General features: G+C 66.9%; 17 protein-coding genes. 5 read left to right on the top strand and 12 right to left on the bottom strand.

Translation table 11 applies throughout. The annotated features are described in order from the left end of the window. Nucleotides 1-241 precede the first annotated feature (241 nt). The 7 genes from ACTODO_RS04610 to ACTODO_RS04580 form a co-directional block, all read right to left on the bottom strand. Complete coding sequence (locus tag ACTODO_RS04610) at nucleotides 242-2,710, bottom strand: ATP-dependent Clp protease ATP-binding subunit (RefSeq protein ID WP_034512074.1); 2,469 nt, start codon at nucleotides 2,708-2,710, stop codon at nucleotides 242-244. A gap of 287 nt (nucleotides 2,711-2,997) precedes the next feature. Beyond that, a complete protein-coding gene (gene dtd, locus ACTODO_RS04605) occupies nucleotides 2,998-3,525 on the bottom strand; it encodes a D-aminoacyl-tRNA deacylase (protein ID WP_003791949.1) in 528 nt (175 codons plus the stop codon). Beyond that, nucleotides 3,525-4,694, bottom strand: a complete 1,170-nt coding sequence (gene ygfZ, locus ACTODO_RS04600; RefSeq protein ID WP_003791947.1) for a CAF17-like 4Fe-4S cluster assembly/insertion protein YgfZ — start codon at nucleotides 4,692-4,694, stop codon at nucleotides 3,525-3,527. Before ygfZ ends, dtd begins: the two co-directional genes overlap by 1 nt. Beyond that, nucleotides 4,687-5,349, bottom strand: coding sequence for a heme-binding beta-barrel domain-containing protein (locus tag ACTODO_RS04595; RefSeq protein ID WP_003791945.1), 663 nt, complete (start codon nucleotides 5,347-5,349; stop codon nucleotides 4,687-4,689). Before ACTODO_RS04595 ends, ygfZ begins: the two co-directional genes overlap by 8 nt. Before the next feature lie 117 nt (nucleotides 5,350-5,466). After that, nucleotides 5,467-6,387: a hypothetical protein gene (locus ACTODO_RS04590; RefSeq protein ID WP_244262516.1), complete on the bottom strand. Its 921-nt coding sequence runs from the start codon at nucleotides 6,385-6,387 to the stop codon at nucleotides 5,467-5,469. A 666-nt stretch (nucleotides 6,388-7,053) separates the two neighbouring features. Next, nucleotides 7,054-8,334, bottom strand: coding sequence for an adenylosuccinate synthase (locus tag ACTODO_RS04585; RefSeq protein WP_003791942.1), 1,281 nt, complete (start codon nucleotides 8,332-8,334; stop codon nucleotides 7,054-7,056). A gap of 96 nt (nucleotides 8,335-8,430) precedes the next feature. Next, nucleotides 8,431-8,925, bottom strand: coding sequence for a DUF456 domain-containing protein (locus tag ACTODO_RS04580; protein WP_003791939.1), 495 nt, complete (start codon nucleotides 8,923-8,925; stop codon nucleotides 8,431-8,433). An 85-nt stretch (nucleotides 8,926-9,010) separates the two neighbouring features. Here ACTODO_RS04580 and ACTODO_RS04575 point away from each other — a divergent pair, with 85 nt between their 5' ends. Next, the gene (locus ACTODO_RS04575) at nucleotides 9,011-9,661 is read left to right on the top strand and encodes a hypothetical protein (RefSeq protein ID WP_003791937.1); all 651 of its coding nucleotides are present in this window, start codon (nucleotides 9,011-9,013) and stop codon (nucleotides 9,659-9,661) included. Next, nucleotides 9,658-9,783 carry a hypothetical protein gene (locus tag ACTODO_RS11055; RefSeq protein ID WP_003791936.1) on the top strand — a complete coding sequence of 42 codons (126 nt, stop codon included), beginning with the start codon at nucleotides 9,658-9,660 and terminating at the stop codon, nucleotides 9,781-9,783. The genes ACTODO_RS04575 and ACTODO_RS11055 overlap by 4 nt, the downstream gene beginning before the upstream one ends. Before the next feature lie 425 nt (nucleotides 9,784-10,208). Here ACTODO_RS11055 and rlmB read toward each other — a convergent pair whose 3' ends face one another. The 4 genes from rlmB to thrC all read right to left on the bottom strand — a co-directional run bounded on the left by rlmB (nucleotide 10,209) and on the right by thrC (nucleotide 16,091). After that, a complete protein-coding gene (rlmB, locus tag ACTODO_RS04565) occupies nucleotides 10,209-11,186 on the bottom strand; it encodes a 23S rRNA (guanosine(2251)-2'-O)-methyltransferase RlmB (RefSeq protein ID WP_003791933.1) in 978 nt (325 codons plus the stop codon). Between the two features lie 109 nt (nucleotides 11,187-11,295). After that, nucleotides 11,296-11,838 carry a DUF1697 domain-containing protein gene (locus ACTODO_RS04560; RefSeq protein WP_003791930.1) on the bottom strand — a complete coding sequence of 181 codons (543 nt, stop codon included), beginning with the start codon at nucleotides 11,836-11,838 and terminating at the stop codon, nucleotides 11,296-11,298. A 1,197-nt stretch (nucleotides 11,839-13,035) separates the two neighbouring features. Beyond that, complete coding sequence (gene cysS / locus ACTODO_RS04555) at nucleotides 13,036-14,493, bottom strand: cysteine--tRNA ligase (protein ID WP_003791929.1); 1,458 nt, start codon at nucleotides 14,491-14,493, stop codon at nucleotides 13,036-13,038. A 140-nt stretch (nucleotides 14,494-14,633) separates the two neighbouring features. Further along, entirely contained in the window at nucleotides 14,634-16,091 is a 1,458-nt protein-coding gene (gene thrC, locus ACTODO_RS04550) for a threonine synthase (RefSeq protein WP_003791927.1), read from the bottom strand. Between the two features lie 124 nt (nucleotides 16,092-16,215). Between thrC and ACTODO_RS04545 the strand changes: the two genes are divergently transcribed. Genes ACTODO_RS04545 through ispF form a run of 3 tightly spaced genes read left to right on the top strand, consistent with a single transcriptional unit; the run spans nucleotide 16,216 to nucleotide 19,777 of the window. After that, on the top strand, nucleotides 16,216-17,706 hold the full coding sequence (locus ACTODO_RS04545) for a hypothetical protein (protein ID WP_003791926.1): 1,491 nt from the start codon (nucleotides 16,216-16,218) through the stop codon (nucleotides 17,704-17,706). A gap of 10 nt (nucleotides 17,707-17,716) precedes the next feature. Continuing rightward, nucleotides 17,717-19,270, top strand: coding sequence for a hypothetical protein (locus ACTODO_RS04540; protein WP_003791923.1), 1,554 nt, complete (start codon nucleotides 17,717-17,719; stop codon nucleotides 19,268-19,270). 15 nt (nucleotides 19,271-19,285) lie between these two features. Continuing rightward, a complete protein-coding gene (gene ispF / locus ACTODO_RS04535) occupies nucleotides 19,286-19,777 on the top strand; it encodes a 2-C-methyl-D-erythritol 2,4-cyclodiphosphate synthase (RefSeq protein WP_003791921.1) in 492 nt (163 codons plus the stop codon). Nucleotides 19,778-19,889: 112 nt separating this feature from the next. Here ispF and ACTODO_RS04530 read toward each other — a convergent pair whose 3' ends face one another. Continuing rightward, nucleotides 19,890-21,239, bottom strand: a complete 1,350-nt coding sequence (locus ACTODO_RS04530) for an MFS transporter (protein ID WP_003791919.1) — start codon at nucleotides 21,237-21,239, stop codon at nucleotides 19,890-19,892. Nucleotides 21,240-21,390 lie beyond the last annotated feature (151 nt).

The raw sequence follows: 21,390 nt of genomic DNA, 5'->3' as shown, positions 1-21,390 counted from the left end.
AACGCCGGCAGACGTCGCCTCACACCGGTTACGTTTCGTCGCTTGTGCGCGCGCATTGACCCTCTCCCGATTGCTGAGTAGTGCCCGCACAATAGTGTGGCACAACTTCAACCCAGCCTAATAGTTAATCAGAATCTATCAGAGGCGGGATTACTTAACAACTAGAGGGCGGCTCGCCGCAGAACGAAGGGCCGCCCTCTAGAAAAGGCACTTTGTCAGCTTCAAATAATTGGCGAGTAAATCACTCCCCGTTGAAGGTGAACGCGCGATCCTTTCCTTCTCCGGTGACACCAACGGTGACAACCTGACCAGGTTGCAATTCTCCGAAGAGGATGCGCTCGGACAGTGCATCCTCGATCTCGCGCTGAATCGCGCGGCGCAGCGGACGCGCACCCAGGACCGGGTCGAAGCCCACGTCAGCAAGCAGCTCGCGCGCCTCGTCGGTCAACTGCAGGCGCATATCCTGAGCCTCCATGCGCTTGGCCAGCTTGGCGATCATCAGATCCACGATGCGAGAGATCTCCGGCTTGGTCAGCGGCGGGAACACGATCGTATCATCAACACGGTTGAGGAACTCGGGACGGAAATGCTGCTTGAGCTCCTCCGCAACCTTCGACTTCATACGACCGTAGTCGTGCGTCGAATTGTCCGCGGTCTGGAAGCCCGTGAGGACACCCTTGTTGATGTCTCGGGTACCCAGGTTCGTCGTCATGATGATGACAGTGTTCTTGAAGTCCACCTTGCGACCCTGCGAGTCTGTCAGGCGGCCCTCTTCCAGGATCTGAAGCAGCGAGTTGAAGATGTCCGGGTGAGCCTTCTCGACCTCGTCGAAGAGGACAACCGAGAACGGCTTACGACGAACCTTCTCCGTGAGCTGGCCCCCCTCGTCATAGCCAACGTAGCCCGGAGGAGCACCGAAGAGGCGCGAGGCCGTATGCTTCTCGGAGAACTCCGACATATCCAGCTGGATCAGGGCGTCCTCGTCGCCGAAAAGGAACTCGGCGAGGGCCTTGGCCAGCTCAGTCTTACCAACGCCGGTCGGGCCGGCGAAGATAAACGAGCCGCCGGGACGGTTCGGATCCTTCAGACCCGAGCGCGTACGCCGGATCGACTGGGCAAGCGCCTTGACGGCCTCATCCTGGCCGATAACGCGCTTGTGCAGCTCGTCTTCCATCTTGAGTAGCTTCGCGGTTTCGGTCTGGGTGAGACGCACGACCGGGATACCGGTCGACATGGCCAGGACCTCGGCGATCTCCTGATCCCCGACCTCGGCGATCTCGTCGGATTCGCCGCCCTTCCAGGCCTCTTCCTTCGCCTTGCGCTCCTCGTTCAGCTTCGACTCCTCGTCGCGCAGCGACGCGGCCTTCTCGAAGTCCTGATCATCGATAGCCGCCTCCTTGTTGCGGCGCACCTCGGCGATCTTCTCATCGATCTCGCGCAGCTCTGGCGGGGCAGTCATACGACGAATGCGCAGTCGCGCACCGGCCTCGTCGACCAGGTCGATAGCCTTATCCGGGAGGAAGCGATCTGAGATATAGCGATCCGCCAGCTCGGCGGCCGCCTGGATCGCGGCGTCCGTGATGATAACCCGGTGGTGAGCCTCGTAGCGGTCGCGCAGACCCTTCAGGATCTCGACCGTCTCATCGACGCTGGGCTCCTCGACCTTGACCGGCTGGAAGCGACGCTCAAGGGCAGCATCTTTCTCGATGTACTTGCGGTACTCGTCGTTCGTGGTCGCACCGATCGTCTGGAGCTCGCCGCGGGCCAGCATGGGCTTGAGCATCTGGGCGGCGTCGATGGATCCCTCAGCGGCACCAGCACCCACGAGGGTGTGGATCTCGTCGATGAACAGGATGATGTCGCCGCGCGTGCGGATCTCCTTGAGGACCTTCTTCAGGCGCTCCTCGAAGTCGCCACGGTAGCGCGAGCCCGCCACCAGCGACCCCATGTCGAGGCTGTAGATCTGCTTGTCCTTGATCGTCTCGGGCACGTCGCCGTGCACGATCGCCTGGGCGAGGCCCTCGACGACCGCGGTCTTACCGACGCCGGGCTCACCGATCAGGACCGGGTTGTTCTTCGTGCGGCGCGAGAGGACCTGCATGACGCGCTCCATCTCGACTCGGCGGCCGATGACGGGGTCCAGCTTGTTCTCGCGCGCGGCCTGCGTCAGATTGCGGCCGAACTGCTCGAGGATCGCGGAGTTGGAGCGCTCGGGACCACCCGAGCCACCCACGCCCGCGCCGACAGACTCGCGGCCCTCGTCGTCGCCGCGCTGGTAGCCACTGAGCATCTGGATGACGGTCTGACGCACCTGCGCCAGGTCCGCACCCTGCTTGGTCAGGACCTGGGCGGCCACGCCCTCGCCCTCCTTGAGGAGGCCAAGCAGCAGGTGCTCCGTGCCGATGTAGTTGTGGCCCAGCTGCAGGGCCTCGCGCAGGCTCAGCTCGAAGACGCGCTTGGCGCGCGGGGTGAAGGGGATGTGGCCCTCGACCGGCTTCTCACCCTCGCCGATGATCTCAATGACCGAGGCACGGACGGCCTCGCCCTTGATCTCCATCGTCTCCAGTGCCTTGGCTGCGACGCCCTCACCCTCGGAGATCAGCCCGAGCAGCAGGTGCTCCGTGCCGATGTAGTTGTGCTTGAGACCGCGGGCCTCGTCCTGCGCGAGCACGACGACCCGGCGAGCGCGGTCGGTAAAGCGTTCGAACATGCCTCTCCTCATTTCACAGGACGGGCATTTCGCCGAGCTCGGCGTACGCCCGTCCCAGTTGACTGGTTACAGCCTACGAAAAGCTCCCGCGCCGTGCGCGCGCTTTCGCCCTGGGCGCATGGGCGGCCCTCAATGTGTGCTCCCCGCTGCACAAATCGCGCCCAATTCGATGGTCCAAAACGTTCAATTCCGTCCAGAAACGTTGCAATTTCAACGATGCGGTTTCGTTGCTTGAAAAGTTGTCGCAGAAAATGCGTGCGAGATTGTCAGGGGCCTAGGACACGGTGCTAGGCCTCGACGAGGACCGTGAACGGCCCGTCGTTGACCAGCGAGACCTCCATCATCGCCCCGAACTGGCCGGTTTCGACGTGCAGGCCCCGGCCTCGCAGGTCGGCGACCACCGCGTCGACGAGGGACTCAGCCTCCTCGCCGGGGGCGGCGTGTGCCCACGAGGGGCGCCGCCCCTTGCGAGTGTCCCCGTACAGCGTGAACTGGGAGATCACCAGGATCGGCGCGCCCGCGTCGGCGGCCGAAAGCTCGCCGTCGAGGATACGCAGCTCGGCGATCTTGCGGGCCACCGTGGCCACCTGCTCGGCACCGTCGCCACGCTGGACCCCCAGGAGGACAACAAGGCCCTGGCGCTTCTCGCAGCCGCTCTCCCCCGCCGGGACTGCTGGGTCCTGCCCGCCAACGCCGGACGCCGCGGTCTCGCGGCGCGCACCGGATTCGTCAAGGCTGTCGAAGGCGAGGCGGCCGACGACGGTGCCGTCGACGCGGACCTCGCCCGAGGTGGCACGCTGGATGACGGCGCGCATCAGCGCGACCCCAGGGCCGAGCCGAGGCCGCCGAAGCCCGTGGAACCGCCGCGCTGGCCGGCCTCGCGCGAGAGGTCGGCGCCCGGGCGGGTCTCCGGGGACACGGAGGACTTGCCGTGAACGGGCACGATCTCCTCCTGGGCAGCGGCAACGCCGTCGATGTCGAAGACGGTCGTCACGGGCACAGCCCGGGCGATCAGCGCAAGGGCGACCGGCCCCTCGTCCGCGTGGCGGGCCGAGGAGGTGATGACGCCAACCTGGCGTCCGCCCACCTCGATGGGCGTGCCGGGCGCGGGTAGGTCGCCGCGCGAACCGTCCAGCTGCAGGTAGGTAAGGCGGCGCGGGGGGCGGCCCAGGTTCAGGACGCGAGCAATGGTCTCCTGCCCGCGGTAGCAGCCCTTCGTCGTGTGGACGGCGCTTCGCAGCCAGTCCACCTCGGGCGGGATCGCGCGGGCGTCGGTCTCGCGACCCAGGCGCGGCTTCCACGCGGCGACGCGCATGGCCTCCCACGCCAGGTATCCGGCGCGGCGGCGCGAGCCGTCCTCGGGGCACGCAGACAGCCACGCGGCCTCAAACTCGTCCGCGGCCTCGCGTGAAACAGCGTGAAACATCATCGGGGTGCGCGCGCCGGGATGACGCTCGCCCTGGAAGTAGGCGGCCCCGCCTTCCACGACGCCGGGCCACGGGTCCTCCCAGGTCCACACGTGTCCGGGCAGGTCGGCCACGGACTCGGGCGTATTCGCACCCGCGCGGACCGAGGAGAACACGACGACATCGCTCTCTGAGACGGCGACGCGCAGCGCAAAACGCATCGACTCGAGGAACGCCACAAACTCCGACACGTCCGAGCGCTCCACGATCAGGTGCAGCGTCTCCCCGTCGTCGCTGGCGCCGGCCCAGTGCTCGACGCGACCCTCGGGCGAGAGGATCAGCAGCTCGCGGCTCACGCCAGGGACGAGGTCGGTGACGATCTGGGATGCAAGCGACGTCACCCACATCAGCCGATCGGCCCCCGACACAGAGATGACGGCCAGGTCCGGGCGGCGCACCAGCGCGCGGCCACCCTCAAGGGCCCACTGCTCCCCCGACGGGTCCCCGAAGTGCGGGGTCGCACCGAAGGATGCCACGGCCTCGTCAACGAACTCGGAATCGAACGCAGACTCAGACAAGGAAGCCGTCCTGGGTGTCGTCGATGCCTTCGATGACCTCGCCGGACTCGGTGGAGGCCTGCGCGGTGCGCATAAGGCGGCCGGAGATCTCGACGTCGGCCTCATCCTCGCCGTCGAGCGTGCGCTCCTGCGTCCACATGAGCTCGCCCGCGACCAGGCCGAACATGCGGCCCAGGTGCGTGACGCGGGTGGCGCCCACGCCGAGAGCGATTGCATCAGAGACCATCTGCACGCGCGGGCCGACGCTCACACCGTCCCACACCGCGCTGTGGCCCTCGGTGGACGCGGAGGTCGCCGTGAATTCGCGGGAGTTGTACTGGCCGGGCGGGGGCAGAGGCGCGTCGGAGGGGGCGACGGAGACGTAGACGGTCTCTTCGCTGATCAGGTCGCCCTTCTTGATAGCGGACAGGCCCTTCGCCGCGTCCCACGTGGGATCGATCGGCTCGGAGGCGACGCCCGCGTACACGCGGGTCACCAGGCGCATCTGCTCGCCGACGACGTCGCCGCGGATCTCCTCGATGACGGGGGAATCCTCGGTGGGTTCTTCCTGGCCGGGGGCGGCGGGGGCGGCGTACATGCCCCACCCCTCCCAGGTTCCAAGCATCCACGCGACGGGAGCGACGAGTGCGGGCAGGTCAGCAGGTATCACCATCATGCCTCCAGCCTAACGCCTCGGGTGGACGCTCACCGCACGAGCAGGGGCGCGCGCAGCTGGAAGCGAACGGGACGAGGCCGGGGCCCGGCTATGCGGTCGTCCAGCCGTCGTGGGGTCTCAGATTCCGCCGATGCGGATCATCGCGTACACGGGCAGGGCGGCGACGAGGAACTTCGCGGCGCCGCGGCCCAGGATGTTGGCGAGCTCGGCGGAGGACGCGCGCTCTCCCAGCAGCGCGTCGACGACGGAGACGGCGAAGCCGACGCCGAAGCCGGTGACGCCACCCAGGGTCAGGAAGGCGGCGAATTCGCCGAAACGCTTGGCGATGAAGGGGAAGACGACGGGCAGCAGGTCCGAGGTCTGCCCAAGGAACCAGGCGATCGAGGCGACCACGAGACCCGCGACGAGGCCTGCGATCATCGCGAAGGCAACGCCGACTTTCGCGCTGCGCCCGAAGCGCGCGGAGGCCGCGCCGATGACGGCGATCAGGGCCGCCATGGGAACGATGCCCGACCAGCGCTCGTGGACGGTGAGAGAGACCCACATGGAGCCGGAGGTGACGATGAGGAGGCAGGTCACCGACGAGGCGAGGGCCGCACTCAGGGCCGTGGAGCCCCAGTGCTCACTCGTGCGCCCCACGGAGTGATCGCGCGGCGCGGGCGCGTCCAGGATCGTCGCGGCGACCAGCGCGACCAGCGTGATACCCGTCAGCGGCACGGCGATGTCGAGGTTCTTCCAGTAGGCAACGCCCAAGGGGGTCAGCGCACCACCCAGGGCGAGGACCGCCTGCGCGAGCCACGGCATGTGCAGGCGCGCCAGCGTCGGCCAGCCGAGAGCCAACAGGAAGGACGCGACCGCGACGACGGGTCCGACGCTCCAACGAGACTCCGGCAGCCACCAGGCAACGATCGTGGCCGCAGCCAGCACGGTGACGGTGAGAATACCGATGATCGTGGGCACGTGCCGGTTGGCCAGAGTGTCGCGGCGACGTCCGCGGCCTGAGCCGGTGCGGCGCCGCGTGGGCGGGGTCGATGTCATCACGCTTCCATGGTCCCACATGTGCGCACCTCACGAGGCAGGGGCCGCTCGCGCGAGTCGGCTCTCCCGGGCACGGGGCCGGGGGTCAGTCCCGCTTCACGCTGCCACGGCCTCGGCGATGAGGGGAGGCCTGTGGCGCACGCCCCGTGTGGGTTGATGCACGCCGCCACGGGATGCGCGCGGGCGTTGACTGGTCGTACAGTTGTGGGGCACGCCGGACCGGTATGCCCCGGGCTCCAAACTCTGCCGCTACGAGCGGCCTTCGCGCCGACAGGCGCATTCGGTTCGGCGTGCCTCGTCATCTCCGCGCGCCGACGCGCATCCTGCGCACCACCACCTCACGGCACGGTTATCCACGTTGTCCACCATGTGACTTCCGCGCACTCACTTGTATTCACGTGGGCCCCTTCCCCCGCACGTTAACCCGACGATATGCACCTGGGCCCCTTCCTCCACACGTTAACCCGACGATATGCACCTGGGCAGCCCTGCCCACGTGCAGGTCGAGGGGTTTACGTGCGCATAAAGGGGTTTACGTGCGCATAAAGGGGTTTACGTGCAGGTCATCGGGTCCACGTGCGGAACCCATGCGGGACAACAACTATCCACACACAGCGGGGCCGGCGCTGCGTTGCAGCACCGGCCCCCACTGTCGTTCAGAAACCGTCACATGAGCGGGTAGCGCACGATCGTGGCCTCGCGGCCCGGGCCCACGCCGATGGACTGGATGCGGCAGCGCGACAGCTCTTCCAGACGCTTGATGTAGTCCTGGGCGGCCTGGGGCAGCTCATCGAAGGAACGGCACTGCGAGATGTCCTCGCTCCAGCCAGGCAGCTCCTCGTACACGGGCACGGCGGCCTCGAAGCCGGCCTGATCGAGGGGCATTTCCTGAGTGCGCACGCCGTCGACCTCGTAGGCCACGCACACGGGGATCGTCTCGTAGCCGGAGAGCACGTCAAGCTTGGTCAGGCAGATGTCGGTCAGGCCGTTGATGCGCGTGGAGTAGCGCATGATGACGGCATCGAACCAGCCGGTGCGGCGCGGGCGACCCGTGGTCACGCCGAACTCGCCGCCCTTGGTGCGCAGCGCCTCGCCGACCTCGTCGTCCAGCTCCGTGGGGAACGGTCCCTCGCCGACGCGCGTCGTGTACGCCTTGGCCACGCCGACAACGCGGTCGATGCGAGTCGGGCCGACGCCGGAGCCGGTGAGCGCGCCACCCGCGGTCGGGTTGGAGGAGGTCACGAAGGGGTAGGTGCCGTGGTCGATGTCGAGCATCGTGGCCTGGCCACCCTCGAAGAGGACGGTATCGCCGCGGTCCAGCGCATCGTTGACGACGAGGGACACGTCGCACAGCATCGGCTTGATGCGGTCCGCGAAGGACAGCAGGTGGTCCGACACCGCGTTGGGATCGAGCGTGGGGATGTCCACGGCCTCGAAAATAGTGTTCTTGGGGGCCAGGGCGGCCTCGACCTTGGCGCGCAGCTCCTCGGGGTGGAAGAGGTCCTGGATGCGCAGGCCGATGCGGTTCATCTTGTCGGCGTAGGTGGGGCCGATGCCTCGGCCGGTCGTGCCGATGAGGTTGTTGCCGCGCGCACGCTCGTTCGCCTGATCCATGAGGCGGTTGTAGGGCGGGATGATGTGCGCGTTGGAGGAGATGAGCAGGCGCGAGCAGTCGACGCCGCGCTCGGTGATTTCCGCGAGCTCCTCGAAGAGCACGTCCAGGTCGACAACGACGCCGTTGCCGATGATGGGGGTGACGCCTTCGGAGAGGATTCCGGCGGGCAGGAGGTGCAGCGCGTACTTTTCGCCGTCAATAACGACGGTGTGGCCAGCGTTGTTGCCTCCGTTGAACTTCACGACGAGGTCGGTGTGCTGGCCGAGCTGGTCAGTGGCCTTGCCTTTGCCTTCGTCGCCCCACTGGGCGCCGAGCACGATGACGGCGGGCATGAGAATCTCCGTTTAGTTGGGTCTGTTACGCGGGCGCGCGCAACAGACCCATCCTACCGGAGGAACGACGAGGCCGGGGCGCCCTGGCTGGTCGCGTCAGTTTCCGGCGGCAACCAGGGCGACGCCGACGCCCCACAGGGTGGCGCTCGTGAGGGCGGCGATCAGCTCGATGGCGATCGTCCAGCCGAAGGCCTTGAGGGCGTGGAGGGTGGCCGTCCACGCGCTGGCGGTGTCGCGGCTGCGCAGGTATTCGACGAGGAAAATCGCCGCGACCATGCCCAGGACGAGGCCAAGGGGCAGGCCGATGAACCATCCGACGACGCCGCCGACGGCGCCCCATACGAGCGTGGATTGGGGGATTCCCGCCTTGTTCATGCCGCGGGCGGGGATCACGTACTTGAGCACGGTGCCGAGAATGAGGACGACGGCCACGATGGCGAAAATAATCCACGCGGCGCGGGTGCCGGTCATCCACGACCACACGAGGATCGCGCCTCCGACAACGGGTGCGGAGGGCCAGATCTGTACGACCGCACCGATCACTCCGATGAGGATGACGATGCCAACGATGACGGTTCCAAGGACGCTCATGGCCTCATCGTATCGTCTCCGGGTTTCGTGCGATGACGCTCACGCTGATAGCCTGGCCTCGTTACCCCGATCCCCAGGAGTGCTGATGGATATCACTCCCCCGCGCCTACCGTTGGACTCCCTCCTGAAGAGGCGCCCCATGACGGTGTACACCGTGTCGTGTCCGCCGGCGGAGGCCGTCGCGCGCTGCGTGGCATTTTGGCGAGCCATCGGCATCAAGCGCGAGTCAACCACGATATGCAAGCGTTTCGCGGACATCGGCTGGTCGGGCACAGAAGTCACAGTCATGCCCGGGCAGGTCACGACCTCGCGCAGACGCTTCGACGACACCTTCCTGGAGCTTGGCGAGATTGCCCCGGGCCTCTTCTTGGGAGGCCTCGCCGTCTACCTGACGTCGAAGGCGGTGCGCGCGCAGCTGCGCCACCTCAACAAGACGACGATCATCGTCGCCGCCCGCCCGATGCCGGGCGCCGAGCAGGCGTCTACTGAGCTGTGGTGTTTCCCTTGGGACACAGCGATTCAGCGTGCCCGCCCAGGCAAGGACCCATTCGCCCGCGTCTTCGAGTACCTGCACACGGCCCTGCACCAGCAGGGCGTCCTCGTGGGCCCCCCGCGCCTCGTCGACAGTGAGGAACTGCCCGAGGACCACCCCCTCTCCCCCGCCAACATCACCCAGATGCGGGGCAGCTTCCTCGATCCCGTCACCAAGTTCCTCCCATCGAAGGAGCGATCATGACCCCCGGTTTCTCACTGCGCCGGATTTTCAACCGCCGCAGGTACTTCTACGCCAGGGTCGCGCTCGACCCGCAGAAGGCCCTCGACCTGTGCATCGGCTACTGGGTGTCGACCGGCGCCTAGGGCGAGACGCCGGGGATGCGCGAGCAGCTCGCCCAGCAGGGGTGGGTCGGCACCGAGATCAAGGACGGCCTCGATACGATGGGCGGACTATTCTCCACCGTGACTGACTGAATTGCGCGCAGCGACCTGTTCCCCCAGTCTGCCTCGCAGCCTGCCTCTCAGCCTGCCGCAAACACTCGCTATCAGACGTCGCGGATCCTCATCGCAGCGCGGCCCTGGTCGGCCACTACCTCCATGACCTCGCCGTCACGCTGCAGCTCGATGAGCTACTGCTCGCGCAGCCAGAACTCCTCTTCGAGGGCGATCTACCAACAGACCACCTCTTCGAGGGACGGAACGTGATCGCAATGCGCCAGGCCGCCAAAAAAGAGTCTCGCCGCGGGCGCTGACGCACCCACGGCGAGACAACAGATGGTTCGGAAGGCTCAGTCCTGCGCTCGCAGGGAGGCCACCTCGTACAGGGCGATGCCCGTGGCGACGGCCGCGTTGAGGGACTCGACGGTCGACGCGATCGGGATCGACACGATCTGATCGCAGGTCTCACGCACGAGGCGGGACAAGCCCGCGCCCTCGGCACCGGTCACGACGACGAGGGGGCCATCCGCCAGCGACAGGCCGCGCAGGGGCGCGTCGCCTCCGCCGTCCAGGCCGACCACGAAGTAGCCAGCCTGCTTGGCCTCCTCGAGAGCGCGCACGAGGTTCGTCACGCGAGCCACGGGCACGCGGGCAGCCGCACCGGCCGACACCTTCCATGCGGTCGTGTTGACACCCGCGCTGCGACGCTCGGGGATGATGACGCCGTCCGCACCGAACGCGCCCGCACTGCGCAGGACCGCGCCCAGGTTGTGGGGGTCCGTCACCTGATCGAGGGCGACGAGGAGCGGGTGGCCCAGCTGCTGCAGAGAACCCGCGATCAGATCCGAGGCGTCGGCGTACTCGTATCCGCGCACCTCGATGGCGACGCCCTGGTGGACGGCACCGTCGGTCGCGACATCCAGGTCGCGGCGGGTGACCTCGTAAACGGGGGCACCCATGGCCGAGGCGAGGCGCACGACCTCCTCCACGCGGTCGTCCTTCACGTTGTCGAGGACGAATACGCGCTCGATCGGGACCGATGCGCGGGCGGCCTCGGCGACCGGGTTACGGCCGGCGATCAGCTCGTGGCCGGGCTTGACGCGGATCGACGACTTGGCGCGGGCGCGCGCGATCGCGGCCTCCTGGGCCTCGCGGGCCTCGCGCTTGACCTTGCGCTTGTGGGCGGGATGGTAGGTGCGATCCTCGGCCTTGGGGGTCGGACCCTTGCCTTCGAGGCGGCGGCGCGAGTGGCCGCCGGTGCCGACCTGCGCGCCCTTCTTGGTGCCCTTCTTACGGATGGCGCCGGGGCGCCCGCTGTGTGAGGCCATGGTGTCTCCTCGTTTTCTCGTGAACTGACACAAGCGTACGGGTTTTGGGCTGCATCGGGGCCGCAGGGGCGCGCGCGGGGGCCAAAATCACGATTGGGCGGGGTGAGCCTCAGTCCTGTGACAGCATGGCCGCGATCTTCTCGACCGTCGCACCCGAGCGGATCGTCACCTGGCGGTAGAAGTCCTCGCGCAGCAGGCGCTTGTGGTAGGCGGTCTTCAGGAATTCTTTATCGTCGAACTTGCCCCAGAACACGGCGTGCTCGCCGAAGTGTACGGCCTCATCACCCAGTTCCATCGCCTCGATGCGCTCGCGCACGTGGGAGCGGTCCAGGCCTCTCGTGTAAAACAGGGCGTCGCGCCGGGCGACCTCGCCATGCCACCAGTCGGGCAGGTCGGCCAGTTCCGCGAGGTAGTCCTCCCCCGTCAGAATCGCGAGACGGATCGGAAAGTCATAGTTTCTTTCCAGGATGTCTTCGACCATCTGGGCCACGTCCTCAACTGGGGTGTCGGCCTCGAACAGGAGGTTGCCGCTGTTGATGTAGCTGCGCACGTGTCCAAAGCCCGCGCGCGCGATGAGCTCACGCAGCTCGCTCATGACGACCTTGTTCTTGCCGCCGACGTTGATGCCGCGCAGCAGAGCCACGTACTCCATGCTGTTCCTCTCCGTTTGCCGTGATGCCTCGCGGCGTCGACTGATTATCAGGGTACGGCCTCGACTCGCATCGGGCTAATCGCGTACGTGATCCCTCCAATCCGCACGCGGGCCCTCCAAGCCATAAACTCACACCCACCAAACAGGGGAATTGCACGACACGGGGGTCCAACACACCGACCGACACACTGCTAGAAAGCTACGTGTCGTGCAAACCCCCACCGTGGCCGATGTGGAGGGTGCCGGAGGCACCGCAAGGCCTGGCCGTGGGGCCGGCAGGAAGTGGCGGGCCGGGCCCAGGGACGGAGGCAGTGGCGGGCTCACAGGCGCGACAAAGTTCGCCCAACAGCATGCCTTCTCAACCTGACCCGCGAAAAAGTTCGCCCAGCACGCCATAAAACGCCGATTTTGGGCCATTTTGAGCACGCAGGGCGAACTTTTTCACGCACAGGACGCAGTGAGGTGGTGACGGTGAAACCAACGACACCTCTACAACCACTGATACAGTCCGGCGTGAAACCACCATCACCAATGCTCGCCCCTGAACAACACCCATTGAAACCGACAACACCAATGCGACCGAAAAACGCTCCAAAAACACCTAATTCTCACGCGCAAAGGCGATGGCGGTTTCAATCCCACGCAGGCACTCACAAGCAAAGGCGATGCCGGTTTCAGACAACCACACCACCTGGCCTGCAGTGCCTAACGGGGGCACGCGTAGGCAGCGGCGGGGCCCGGACAGGCGGCAAAACAACGCGCCGAACTAGACAACAGCGACCTGGCCCCACTGGTGTGGAGGGCGCCCGAGGGACCGGAGGGCACGGGCGGGCTTCGAGGCGCGGCGCCGAACGAAGTGAGGCCCTAGCCTCGCGGGCGGCCGGGGCCTCCGGCGCCCGGAACACCCGTGGGGCCACAAGCAACCGAGCCATCAGGCTCGCGTGTGGCGATCTCGTGGGCGGGCGGGCAACGCACAAACAACGAGCCCCGACCGATTGGAGGCCGCCGCGGGGCCTGCGGGGCCTGGCCGGGCTTCGAGACGACGCGCCGAGCGAAGCTCGCGGCGCGGACGGCGAGCGGGCGGGCAGGCCACGCGGCGGCCGGAGATCTGTCGAGGCAACGAGCAACGCGAAGCCGCCCGGCCCCATCGGGACCGGGCGGCACACACGTCAGGAAACAGCTGTCAGAAACCGCAGCTCAGCCAACGCTCCACGTCGCGCCGTCGCGGCCGTCCGCGACGGTGACGCCGGCGGCGGCCAGGCGGTCGCGCAGCTCGTCAGCGCGGGCCCAGTCCTTGGCGGCGCGGGCAGCAGCTCGTTCCTCCAGCACGGCCTGGACCAGCGCGTCCAGCGCCGAGTGCTCGGCGGCAGCAGCACCGCTCCTTCCCGCGCCGATGCCTGCCTGTCCGCGCCACTGCTCAGAAGCGGGGTCCAGGCCCAGCACGTCCAGCATGGAACGAACGAGGACCTGCTCGCAGTAGACTGCGGCCTGGTCCCCGGCAGCCAGCGCGGCGTTGCCGGCCTTGAGGTGCTCGTGCAGGACCGCGAGCGCGCCTGCGACGTTGAGGTCGTCGTCCATGGCGGCGACGAAGGCCTCGGGCAGGTCGGCGGGTGCCAGGGCAATCTCGGAGGCCGGAGCCTCACCGGCGGCCTCAATGGCACGAGCTACAAAGGTGGAGAACTTCTCCCAGGCGGCGTACGCAGCGGGCAGCGTCTCGGCGCCCCATTCGATGGCGGAGCGGTGGTGAACGGTGGACAGCGCCCAACGCACGGCGACGGCCGGATACTCCTCGGTGAGAGCACCGATAGACAGCACGTTGCCCAGCGACTTGGACATCTTCTCGCCCTTGGTGGTCACCCACGCGTTATGGACCCACAGACGCGCGAACTCCCAGCCCGCGCCGTGCGACTGGGCCTGCTCGTTCTCATGGTGCGGGAAACGCAGGTCGATGCCGCCGCCGTGGATGTCGAACTCGTCGCCGAGGTAGCGGCGCGACATGGCGGAACACTCGAGGTGCCAGCCGGGTCGCCCGCGTCCCCACGGGCTGTCCCACGAGGCGGTGGCCGGCTCAGACGGCTTACTGACCTTCCAGAGGGCGAAGTCGCGGGGGTCGCGCTTGCCGGCTTCGACGACCTCGTCGATCTGGGCGTCGTCTTCGGTGGTGCGCATGTCGGCCAGGCGCTGCCGGGTGAGCGAGCCGTAGTCGGGCTGGGAGTGGACGTCGAAGTACACATTCCCGTGCCCGTCGCTGTAAGCGTGGCCCGCGTCGATGAGGCGCTGAACGAGGTCGAGCTGCTCGGGAATGTGGCCGGTGGCGCGCGGCTCGTAGGTGGGGGACTGCACACCCAGGGTCTCGTACGCCTGCGTGAACTCGCGCTCGAAGCGGTAGGCCCACGCCCACCAGTCCCAGCCGGCTTCGGCGGACTTGTGCAGTATCTTGTCGTCGATGTCGGTGACGTTGCGGACGTAGGTGACCTCGTAGCCGCTGCGGCGCAGCCAGCGGATCAGCGTGTCGAAGGAGACGGCGGCGCGCAGGTGGCCGACGTGGGGGGATCCCTGGACGGTGGCGCCGCACAGGTAGATGCCGACCTTCCCGGGGGTGACCGGTGTCAGGGGCTGGACGCGGGCGCTCTTCGAGTCGTACAGGTGAAGCATGGCTCAATCCTACCTGGGCACCTAGCCCGCTTCCGCCCGCGGCCGCATTCGCGGAAGTATGTAACGAGGCCCGGGCCCCCCAATGCGGAACCGCGCGGCTTCGCTGGTGGGGGCTCGGGCCTCGGCGAGTCAGGGAAAACTCAGGCGCCGGGGCGCACGCGCGCGGCGATCAGCGCCTTGAGGTCCTCGGCGGAGTTGGCCAGCGGCGTGACGCGCTCTTCGCGGCCTTCGATGCCTTCGAAGCGCTCGGGCACGGGCGGGAGGTGGCCGGTGGCCTCCTGAATTGTCTCGGCGAACTTGACGGGCAGGGCGGTCTCCATGACGACAAGCGGGCCCTCGATCTGTGAGCGGAGCGCGCGGGCGACGTGCACGCCGTCGGCCGTGTGCGGGTCGAGAAGGTAGCCGCTCTCCTTTTCCGTGCGCGCGATCTCCGCGAGGCGGTCCGCGTGCGAGGAGGTCCCGGAGGTGAAGCCGTAGGTGTCGCGCAGGGAGGCAAATTCGGGTGTGCCGGACAGGTCGAAGTAGCCGTCGCGCGCGAGGGCATCATCGAAGAGGGCGCGGGTGGCGTCACCGTCGCGGCCCAGCAGGTCGAAGATGAAGCGCTCGAAGTTCGAGGCCTTGGAGATGTCCATGGACGGGCTGGAGGTGGCCAGCGTGTCCGCGGAGGAGCGGGGGCGGTAGACGCCGGTGCGGAAGAACTCGTCGAGGACGTCGTTCTCGTTCGTGGCGACGACGAGGGTGCCGAGCGGCACGCCCATCTGGCGGGCGATGTGGGCGGCGCACACGTTGCCGAAGTTGCCCGAGGGCACGACGACGCTGACCGTGGACGAGGCGTCGGCCCCTTCCTCGGTGACGCGCAGCCAGGTGGCCACGTAGTAGCAGACCTGGGCAAGCAGGCGCGCCCAGTTGATGGAGTTGACGGCGCCCACGTGCCAGGTGGCCTTGAAGTCGGCGTCCATGTTGACGGCCTTGACGAGGTCCTGGCAGTCGTCGAAGACGCCGTCGACGGCGACGTTGACGATGTTCTCGTCGAGGAGGGAGAACATTTGAGCTCGCTGGAAGGCGGTCATGCGGCCGGCGGGCGTGAGCATGACGACGGAGAGGCCACGTCGGCCGCGCAGCGCGTATTCGGCGGAGGAGCCGGTGTCGCCGGAGGTGGCGCCGACGATGGTCAGCCAGTCGCCGCGGCGGGTGAGCTCGTATTCGAAGAGCTCGCCCAGGAGCTGCATCGCCATGTCCTTGAAGGCGGCCGTGGGGCCGTTGGAGAGGTGAGCGAGGTGCAGGTCGGCGCCCTCCAGGGCGTCGACGGGGACGATCTGGGGGTCGGAGAAAGCGGGGGTGCGGTAGGCGCGGGCCGTGATCGCACTCAGGTCGTCGGTACCGATGTCATCGACGAAGAGGGAGATGATGCCGGCGGCCATGGCCGCGTAGCCGTCCTCGCGCAGGACGATGCGCAGCTCGTCCAGGTCGGACTGCGACAGCGTCGGGTATTCCTCGGGCAGGTAGAGGCCGCCGTCGGGGGCGAGGCCTTCCAGGAGGATGTCACTGAAGGAACGGGTGGGCGTGTTGGGGCCGCGTCGGGTCGAAATGTAGCGCACGGGTCGATCCTATCGGAGAGGGGGCGTGGCCTGCGAGGGCGCCCGTTCCTCGTCACATGCGTGGGACGAGGCCGGGGCATGGGATCGGGGGAGGCTCCCCCGGGGCGTGTGGTAGAAACGTGGTGTGAGCATCAACGATTCCCAGTGGCCAGCCCCGACAGACTCCGACGCGTCGGCCGCTTCGATACCGCTGCCGATCACGTACGCGAAATCTTCGTTTCCCCCGCCGAACGCGTTCCGCGCCCCCGCGCCCGGGACTGTTCCCGCACCGGCCCCCGCGCCGCACGGCAAGAAGCTGCGCTGGTGGCGCGTTGCGCTGATCGCCTTGCTGACGGTCGTCGCGATGGTTGCCGGCGTCATATTTTTCGCGACCAAGGCGCCCCGGGTTGCTCCGAGTCCGCGCGGGCAGGGCTACACGGGGTCGGGAACCCTGACGGGCACTCTGGCGAGTTCGTGGGCCAACGGCGTGGACGTGGCCTGGACCCTGGACGAGTTTTCCGCTTACGTCGACGACTACGACGCTCCGTCTCTGCTCGTGGAGGGCACGACCCTGTACGTGGCCGCCAGGAGCGACAGTGAGGGCCATGCTGTTGCCGCCGCATACGACATCTCGGGCGCGAAGCCCGAGAAGCTGTGGCTGAAGGAGAGCTCGGACGCGACGGTGACGAAGCGGAGTGACGCGCAGACGCTCGCTTCCGCCGGAGATTCGCTCGCCTACAACGACGTTGTGATCGATAAGAAGACCGGGGCGATCGCTCAGGCCCCGTGGCCGGGCGATGTTCCCATGGCCGCCGCCGATGACATCCTGGTGACCTGTTCCGGCATGGAGACATGCGCCGGCTGGAAGCAGGAGTCCGGTTCCTGGAAACAGCAGTGGAAGAGCATCACGTCTCGACAGGGGCGCGACCTCGCTCTGGAGGCGCCCAACAAGACGCGGATGATGGGCAGCGGGGAGGACGCCTCGTTCCTGCTGTCCGCCGAGGATGGTTTCGCGCCCCAGATCATTAATATCCACACCGGCACGGTCACCACCCTCGGGGGCGATGCTCCGGCAAAGAAGTTTGAGAGCCGCGGTTTCCTCATCGCCTCCGACGGATACATCAACGTCAGCGACTACGACAAGGCCGACGTCTACGACATGACGGGCAAGCTCGTCGAGACCATCGATTACGAGCGGATGTGGGCGGTCCCCACGAGCGACGGCCCCGCGCCGAGCCTCGATCAGCTCCGCTCGTACCTGAAGGACTCGAAGGCCCCGTGGGCGACGGGAACGATCGAGATGACCGGCTCGAAGTGCACCACGGCGACCCTCATCCTGTCCTCGGATGCCATGCCCCGCTCGGCGTACGGCGTCAAGGACGTGTCCATCAGCGACTCGGAGCCCTGCCTCTTCTCGCCGCTCGACGTGCGAGCCAGCGCCGATGGGGCTGCGCTGTTCATCAGCGAGGCCGGCTCTCCGTCCAACCAGCGCGTCTACTTCGCGAACACCAACACGAAGGAGGCACACACCTCGAAGGATCTCAACGGGGCTCATAGCCTCACGTGGGCCTACGATGACCTGGTGATCGGCATGACGAAGCAGGGGGTTGTCGCCTTCACCCCGGCCTCGGCCTAAATGAGGACTCATGAGTAACGATTCTTCTCGCTGGGCTCCCCCGGACGCGGATTCCACCCCCGCACCCGGGAGCGAGCCGAAGACGCAGAGCGCCACCGAGCAGCCCGCAGACCGCGCAGCTTCGACCAGTGCCTCGCCGGCCCCCGCGAGCGCACCCCGAAAAGGCGCTCGCCCTCCGCGCACGCGCACCAACCCCGAGCGTATCGCGGGCCATCAGGCATACATACGACTGCAGAGGAAGAAAGCAGCACTCATCGTCGCCACGAGCCTCGCGGTCATCGCTTTCCTTTTCGCGCTACCGCGTTTCATCACAGCGATTCCACAGTCCACCGCAAAGCCGGTAGCCTCCCAGGGCTACAAGGGTTCGGCCACGAACACGAACATTCTCTCGTCGGACTGGGCAGCGGGCGTGAGCGTCGCCTGGACCGTTCCTGAACCTCGCACCGGCATTGACAAGCCATCCGAAACCACCCTGTTTGCCGACGGCACAACACTCTACATGGTCTCCCGGGACCATCATTCCCATTCCATCTCTCTTGCAGCCATCGACGTCTCTTCCTCCGAGCCCGCCGTGCTGTGGACATCCAACGACGGGTCCATGCAGATCCCATACTCGGGGACAGATTTCTCCATCGTCTCCATCGGCGAGTGGCTCGCCGTCGAGAATATCCTGATCTCGAAATCAACTGGCATTCAGACACAGGCGCCGTGGGAGGACGGCCATCCGATCACCATGGTCGACGACATCCTGGTGACCTGTTCCGGCATGGAAACCTGCGCCGGGTGGAAGCAGGAATCCGGTTCCTGGACACAGCAGTGGCAGAGCATTACGGGAAAACAGTCCCGTAACTCCTCCCTCTCACGGTGGGACGGGCCGCGTACGATTGGGACCGGAGAGGAGGCTTCCGCCTTGGTTCCCGTCGATGACTACAGGAACCCACAGATCGTCAACGTATACACGGGTGTTGTGACGACCTTTGGACAAGAGGGGCGTTTAGCTAATGCCCGTTCCTATTCCTACAATGCTCTGTATCCAGCCTCGGATGGCCTCATCGTGCGTAAGAACGCCACGTTGCTCGAAGAATTCGACATGTCCGGCAATTCCCTGGGCACTTTTGGGCCGAGCCTTAAGTACATTATCCCCGCAGAAGATGGCCGCATGCCGACTCTGAGTGAGTGGGATGCTTTCTTCGACTCGGGCAGGACGCCATGGACGACGGGCATGCTGGAGGCGACCGGCGACAGGTGCCAAACCCTCATGGTGCACACCTCGGGGGGCATTGCGAAATACTCCGCGGAGGGGTTGGTGGGGGTTTCTTCCAGCACCCGTCCGCCCTGTTCCTTCTCCCCCACGCACGCTCGTGCGAGCGCCGACGGAACCGCTGCGTTCATTCTGAACATCGGGTACAAGGAACAGACCGTCTATTTCTTCGACATGGCGAACAACAAGACGCATACCTCAACCGAGTTGAGGTCGGCACGGAATCACACGTGGGTATTCGACGACCTGCTGGTCGGACTGACGGATGAGGGTCTCATCGCCTTCACGCCGACTTCCTCGTGACGCTACCCTGGTTCCATGACTGATCTGCGTTTCCGCATCGGCCAAGCGGTCGACGTCCACGCGTTCGCCGCCCCCGACTCGCCGCGCCCTCTGATGGTCGCGTGCCTGGAGTGGCCGGGCGAGCGGCCCCTCGAGGGGCATTCGGACGCGGACGTGGCCGCGCACGCCCTATGCGACGCGATGCTGCTGGCGACGGGCCTGGGCGAGCTCGGCACCGTGTTCGGCGTGGATCGCCCCGAGTGGGCGGGTGCTTCGGGGCGCGCGCTCCTTGAGGAGGTTCGCCGCATGACCGCCGAGGCCGGCTGGGTGCTCGGCAACGCGACCGTTCAGGTCGTGGGGAACCGGCCTCGTATGGCCGCACGACTGCCCGAGGCCTGCGCGGTCATGAGCGAGATCGCCGGGGGCACGGTCACCGTGTCAGCGACGACCTCGGATCACCTGGGTTTCACGGGACGAGGCGAGGGCGTGGCCGCGCTGGCGAACGCCCTCATGGTGCGTGCCGAGTAGTACCCCCACTCGGGGCCGCACGGCACCGACGACGGAGATGCCTGCGCCTCCCTGCGGCGGGCGAGATTGGACTCGCATGCGTCGGGGACGCGCCTCGTCTGAGGCGAGGCGTTCAGCCCTCCATGTGGTCCAGGGTCGCGCGGTCTGCCTTCACGGGGATCGTGAGGGCCAGGCCGACGCCGAGGATCAGCATGATGCCGAGGACGCCCCAGTAGGTGTAGTCCTCGCCGGCGGGCGTCATACGCTTGCCGAGCATGAGGAAGAGGCTGTACATGGCGGGAGCCATGAAGGACACGGCGCGGCCGGTCGTCGCGTAGAGGCCGAAGACCTCGCCCTCGCGGCCGGCGGGGATGATGCGCGACAGGAAGGAACGCGACGCGGACTGCGTGGGGCCGACGAAGACGCAGAGGACCAGGCCGAGGCTCCAGAACACGGCGGGGCCGCGGGCGTGCAGGAAGAAGACGCCGAAGCCGGCGACGACCATCGCACTCAGGGACAGGATGATGACCTTCTTCGGGCCGATCTTGTCGTCGACCCAGCCGAAGGCGACGGTCGCCAGGCCTGCGACAACATTGGCGGCGATTGCGAAGATCAACACCTCGCTGGCGCTGAAGCCGAAGGCGGTCTTAGCCAGGACGGCACCGAAGGTGAAGACGCCGGCGAGGCCGTCGCGGAAGACGGCGGAGGCGATGAGGAAGAAGAGGGTGTGCGGGGCCTCGTTCTTGAGGGTGCGCACCGTGCGCCACAGGAGCTTGTAGGAGTCGATGATCGACTCGTTGTCGCCGCCGGTCTGGACCTTCTTGGGCATCGGCGGGTGGAGGATGACGGGGATCGCGAAGCCGCCGAGCCACAGGGCGGCGATCACCATGGAGATGCGGATGTTCAGGTGCGCGTCGGTGGGTACGTTCAGCAGGTTGACGCCGATGAGGCCGACGTAGAGGATGAGCAGCAGGACGATGCCGCCGATGTAGCCGGCTGCCCAGCCGAAGCCGGAGATCTTGCCGCGGTCTTCCTTCTCGCCCAGGTGGTTGAGCATCGCGTTGTAGTTCACCGAGGCGAACTCGAAGAACACGTTACCCAGGCCGAGCAGCGCAATACCCAGCATGAGGGCACCCTGGGGACCGAGGACCGACTCGGGGTGCACGAAGTACATGGCGAGCATGCAGACAACGACCGCGCCTGTGAACCATCCGAGCCAGACTCCGCCCCGGCCTCGTCGATCGGCGCGCTGGCCGGTGATGGGGGCCAGCAGGGCGATGAACATGCCCGCGATCGTCATGCCGTTGCTGAGCCAGGTCGAAGCCGTACCCGCGTCGGTGAAGACGCCGTCGCTGGTCAGGTAGGTCGTAAACACGAAGGTTGTGGCGACCGCGTTGAAGGCGGCGCTGCCCCAGTCCCAGGCCGCCCAGTCGACGACTCGGCGCGTGATCACGCGGTGTGGGGTGGTGGGCGTTGTGCTCATGGGATCGGGCTCCTTCGATGGGGAGTGCTCGGAGGCGTGTGTGCGTCCAGGGTGAAACTACCACGTTTCGTAGCTCACTTACTCCTCGGGCCGCCCCAGGGACGAGGCCGGGGAACCACCAGCGCGACCTGACCACATGTCATATGCTGTC

It is taken from the genome of Schaalia dentiphila ATCC 17982 (assembly GCF_000154225.1).
Taxonomy (GTDB): domain Bacteria; phylum Actinomycetota; class Actinomycetes; order Actinomycetales; family Actinomycetaceae; genus Pauljensenia; species Pauljensenia dentiphila.
The sequence above is the reverse complement of the archived record's forward strand: the minus strand, read 5'-3'. Positions and strand labels throughout refer to the sequence as shown.

What these genes read in the sequence shown, in the direction of transcription:
- ACTODO_RS04610 (WP_034512074.1), bottom strand. Translation starts at nt 2,710, where the DNA reads ATGTTCGAACGCTTTACCGACCGCGCTCGCCGGGTCGTCGTGCTCGCG.
- dtd (WP_003791949.1), bottom strand. Translation starts at nt 3,525, where the DNA reads ATGCGCGCCGTCATCCAGCGTGCCACCTCGGGCGAGGTCCGCGTCGAC.
- ACTODO_RS04595 (WP_003791945.1), bottom strand. Translation starts at nt 5,349, where the DNA reads ATGATGGTGATACCTGCTGACCTGCCCGCACTCGTCGCTCCCGTCGCG.
- ACTODO_RS04590 (WP_244262516.1), bottom strand. Translation starts at nt 6,387, where the DNA reads ATGACATCGACCCCGCCCACGCGGCGCCGCACCGGCTCAGGCCGCGGA.
- ACTODO_RS04585 (WP_003791942.1), bottom strand. Translation starts at nt 8,334, where the DNA reads ATGCCCGCCGTCATCGTGCTCGGCGCCCAGTGGGGCGACGAAGGCAAA.
- ACTODO_RS04580 (WP_003791939.1), bottom strand. Translation starts at nt 8,925, where the DNA reads ATGAGCGTCCTTGGAACCGTCATCGTTGGCATCGTCATCCTCATCGGA.
- ACTODO_RS04575 (WP_003791937.1), top strand. Translation starts at nt 9,011, where the DNA reads ATGGATATCACTCCCCCGCGCCTACCGTTGGACTCCCTCCTGAAGAGG.
- ACTODO_RS11055 (WP_003791936.1), top strand. Translation starts at nt 9,658, where the DNA reads ATGACCCCCGGTTTCTCACTGCGCCGGATTTTCAACCGCCGCAGGTAC.
- rlmB (WP_003791933.1), bottom strand. Translation starts at nt 11,186, where the DNA reads ATGGCCTCACACAGCGGGCGCCCCGGCGCCATCCGTAAGAAGGGCACC.
- ACTODO_RS04560 (WP_003791930.1), bottom strand. Translation starts at nt 11,838, where the DNA reads ATGGAGTACGTGGCTCTGCTGCGCGGCATCAACGTCGGCGGCAAGAAC.
- cysS (WP_003791929.1), bottom strand. Translation starts at nt 14,493, where the DNA reads ATGCTTCACCTGTACGACTCGAAGAGCGCCCGCGTCCAGCCCCTGACA.
- ACTODO_RS04540 (WP_003791923.1), top strand. Translation starts at nt 17,717, where the DNA reads ATGAGTAACGATTCTTCTCGCTGGGCTCCCCCGGACGCGGATTCCACC.
- ispF (WP_003791921.1), top strand. Translation starts at nt 19,286, where the DNA reads ATGACTGATCTGCGTTTCCGCATCGGCCAAGCGGTCGACGTCCACGCG.
- ACTODO_RS04530 (WP_003791919.1), bottom strand. Translation starts at nt 21,239, where the DNA reads ATGAGCACAACGCCCACCACCCCACACCGCGTGATCACGCGCCGAGTC.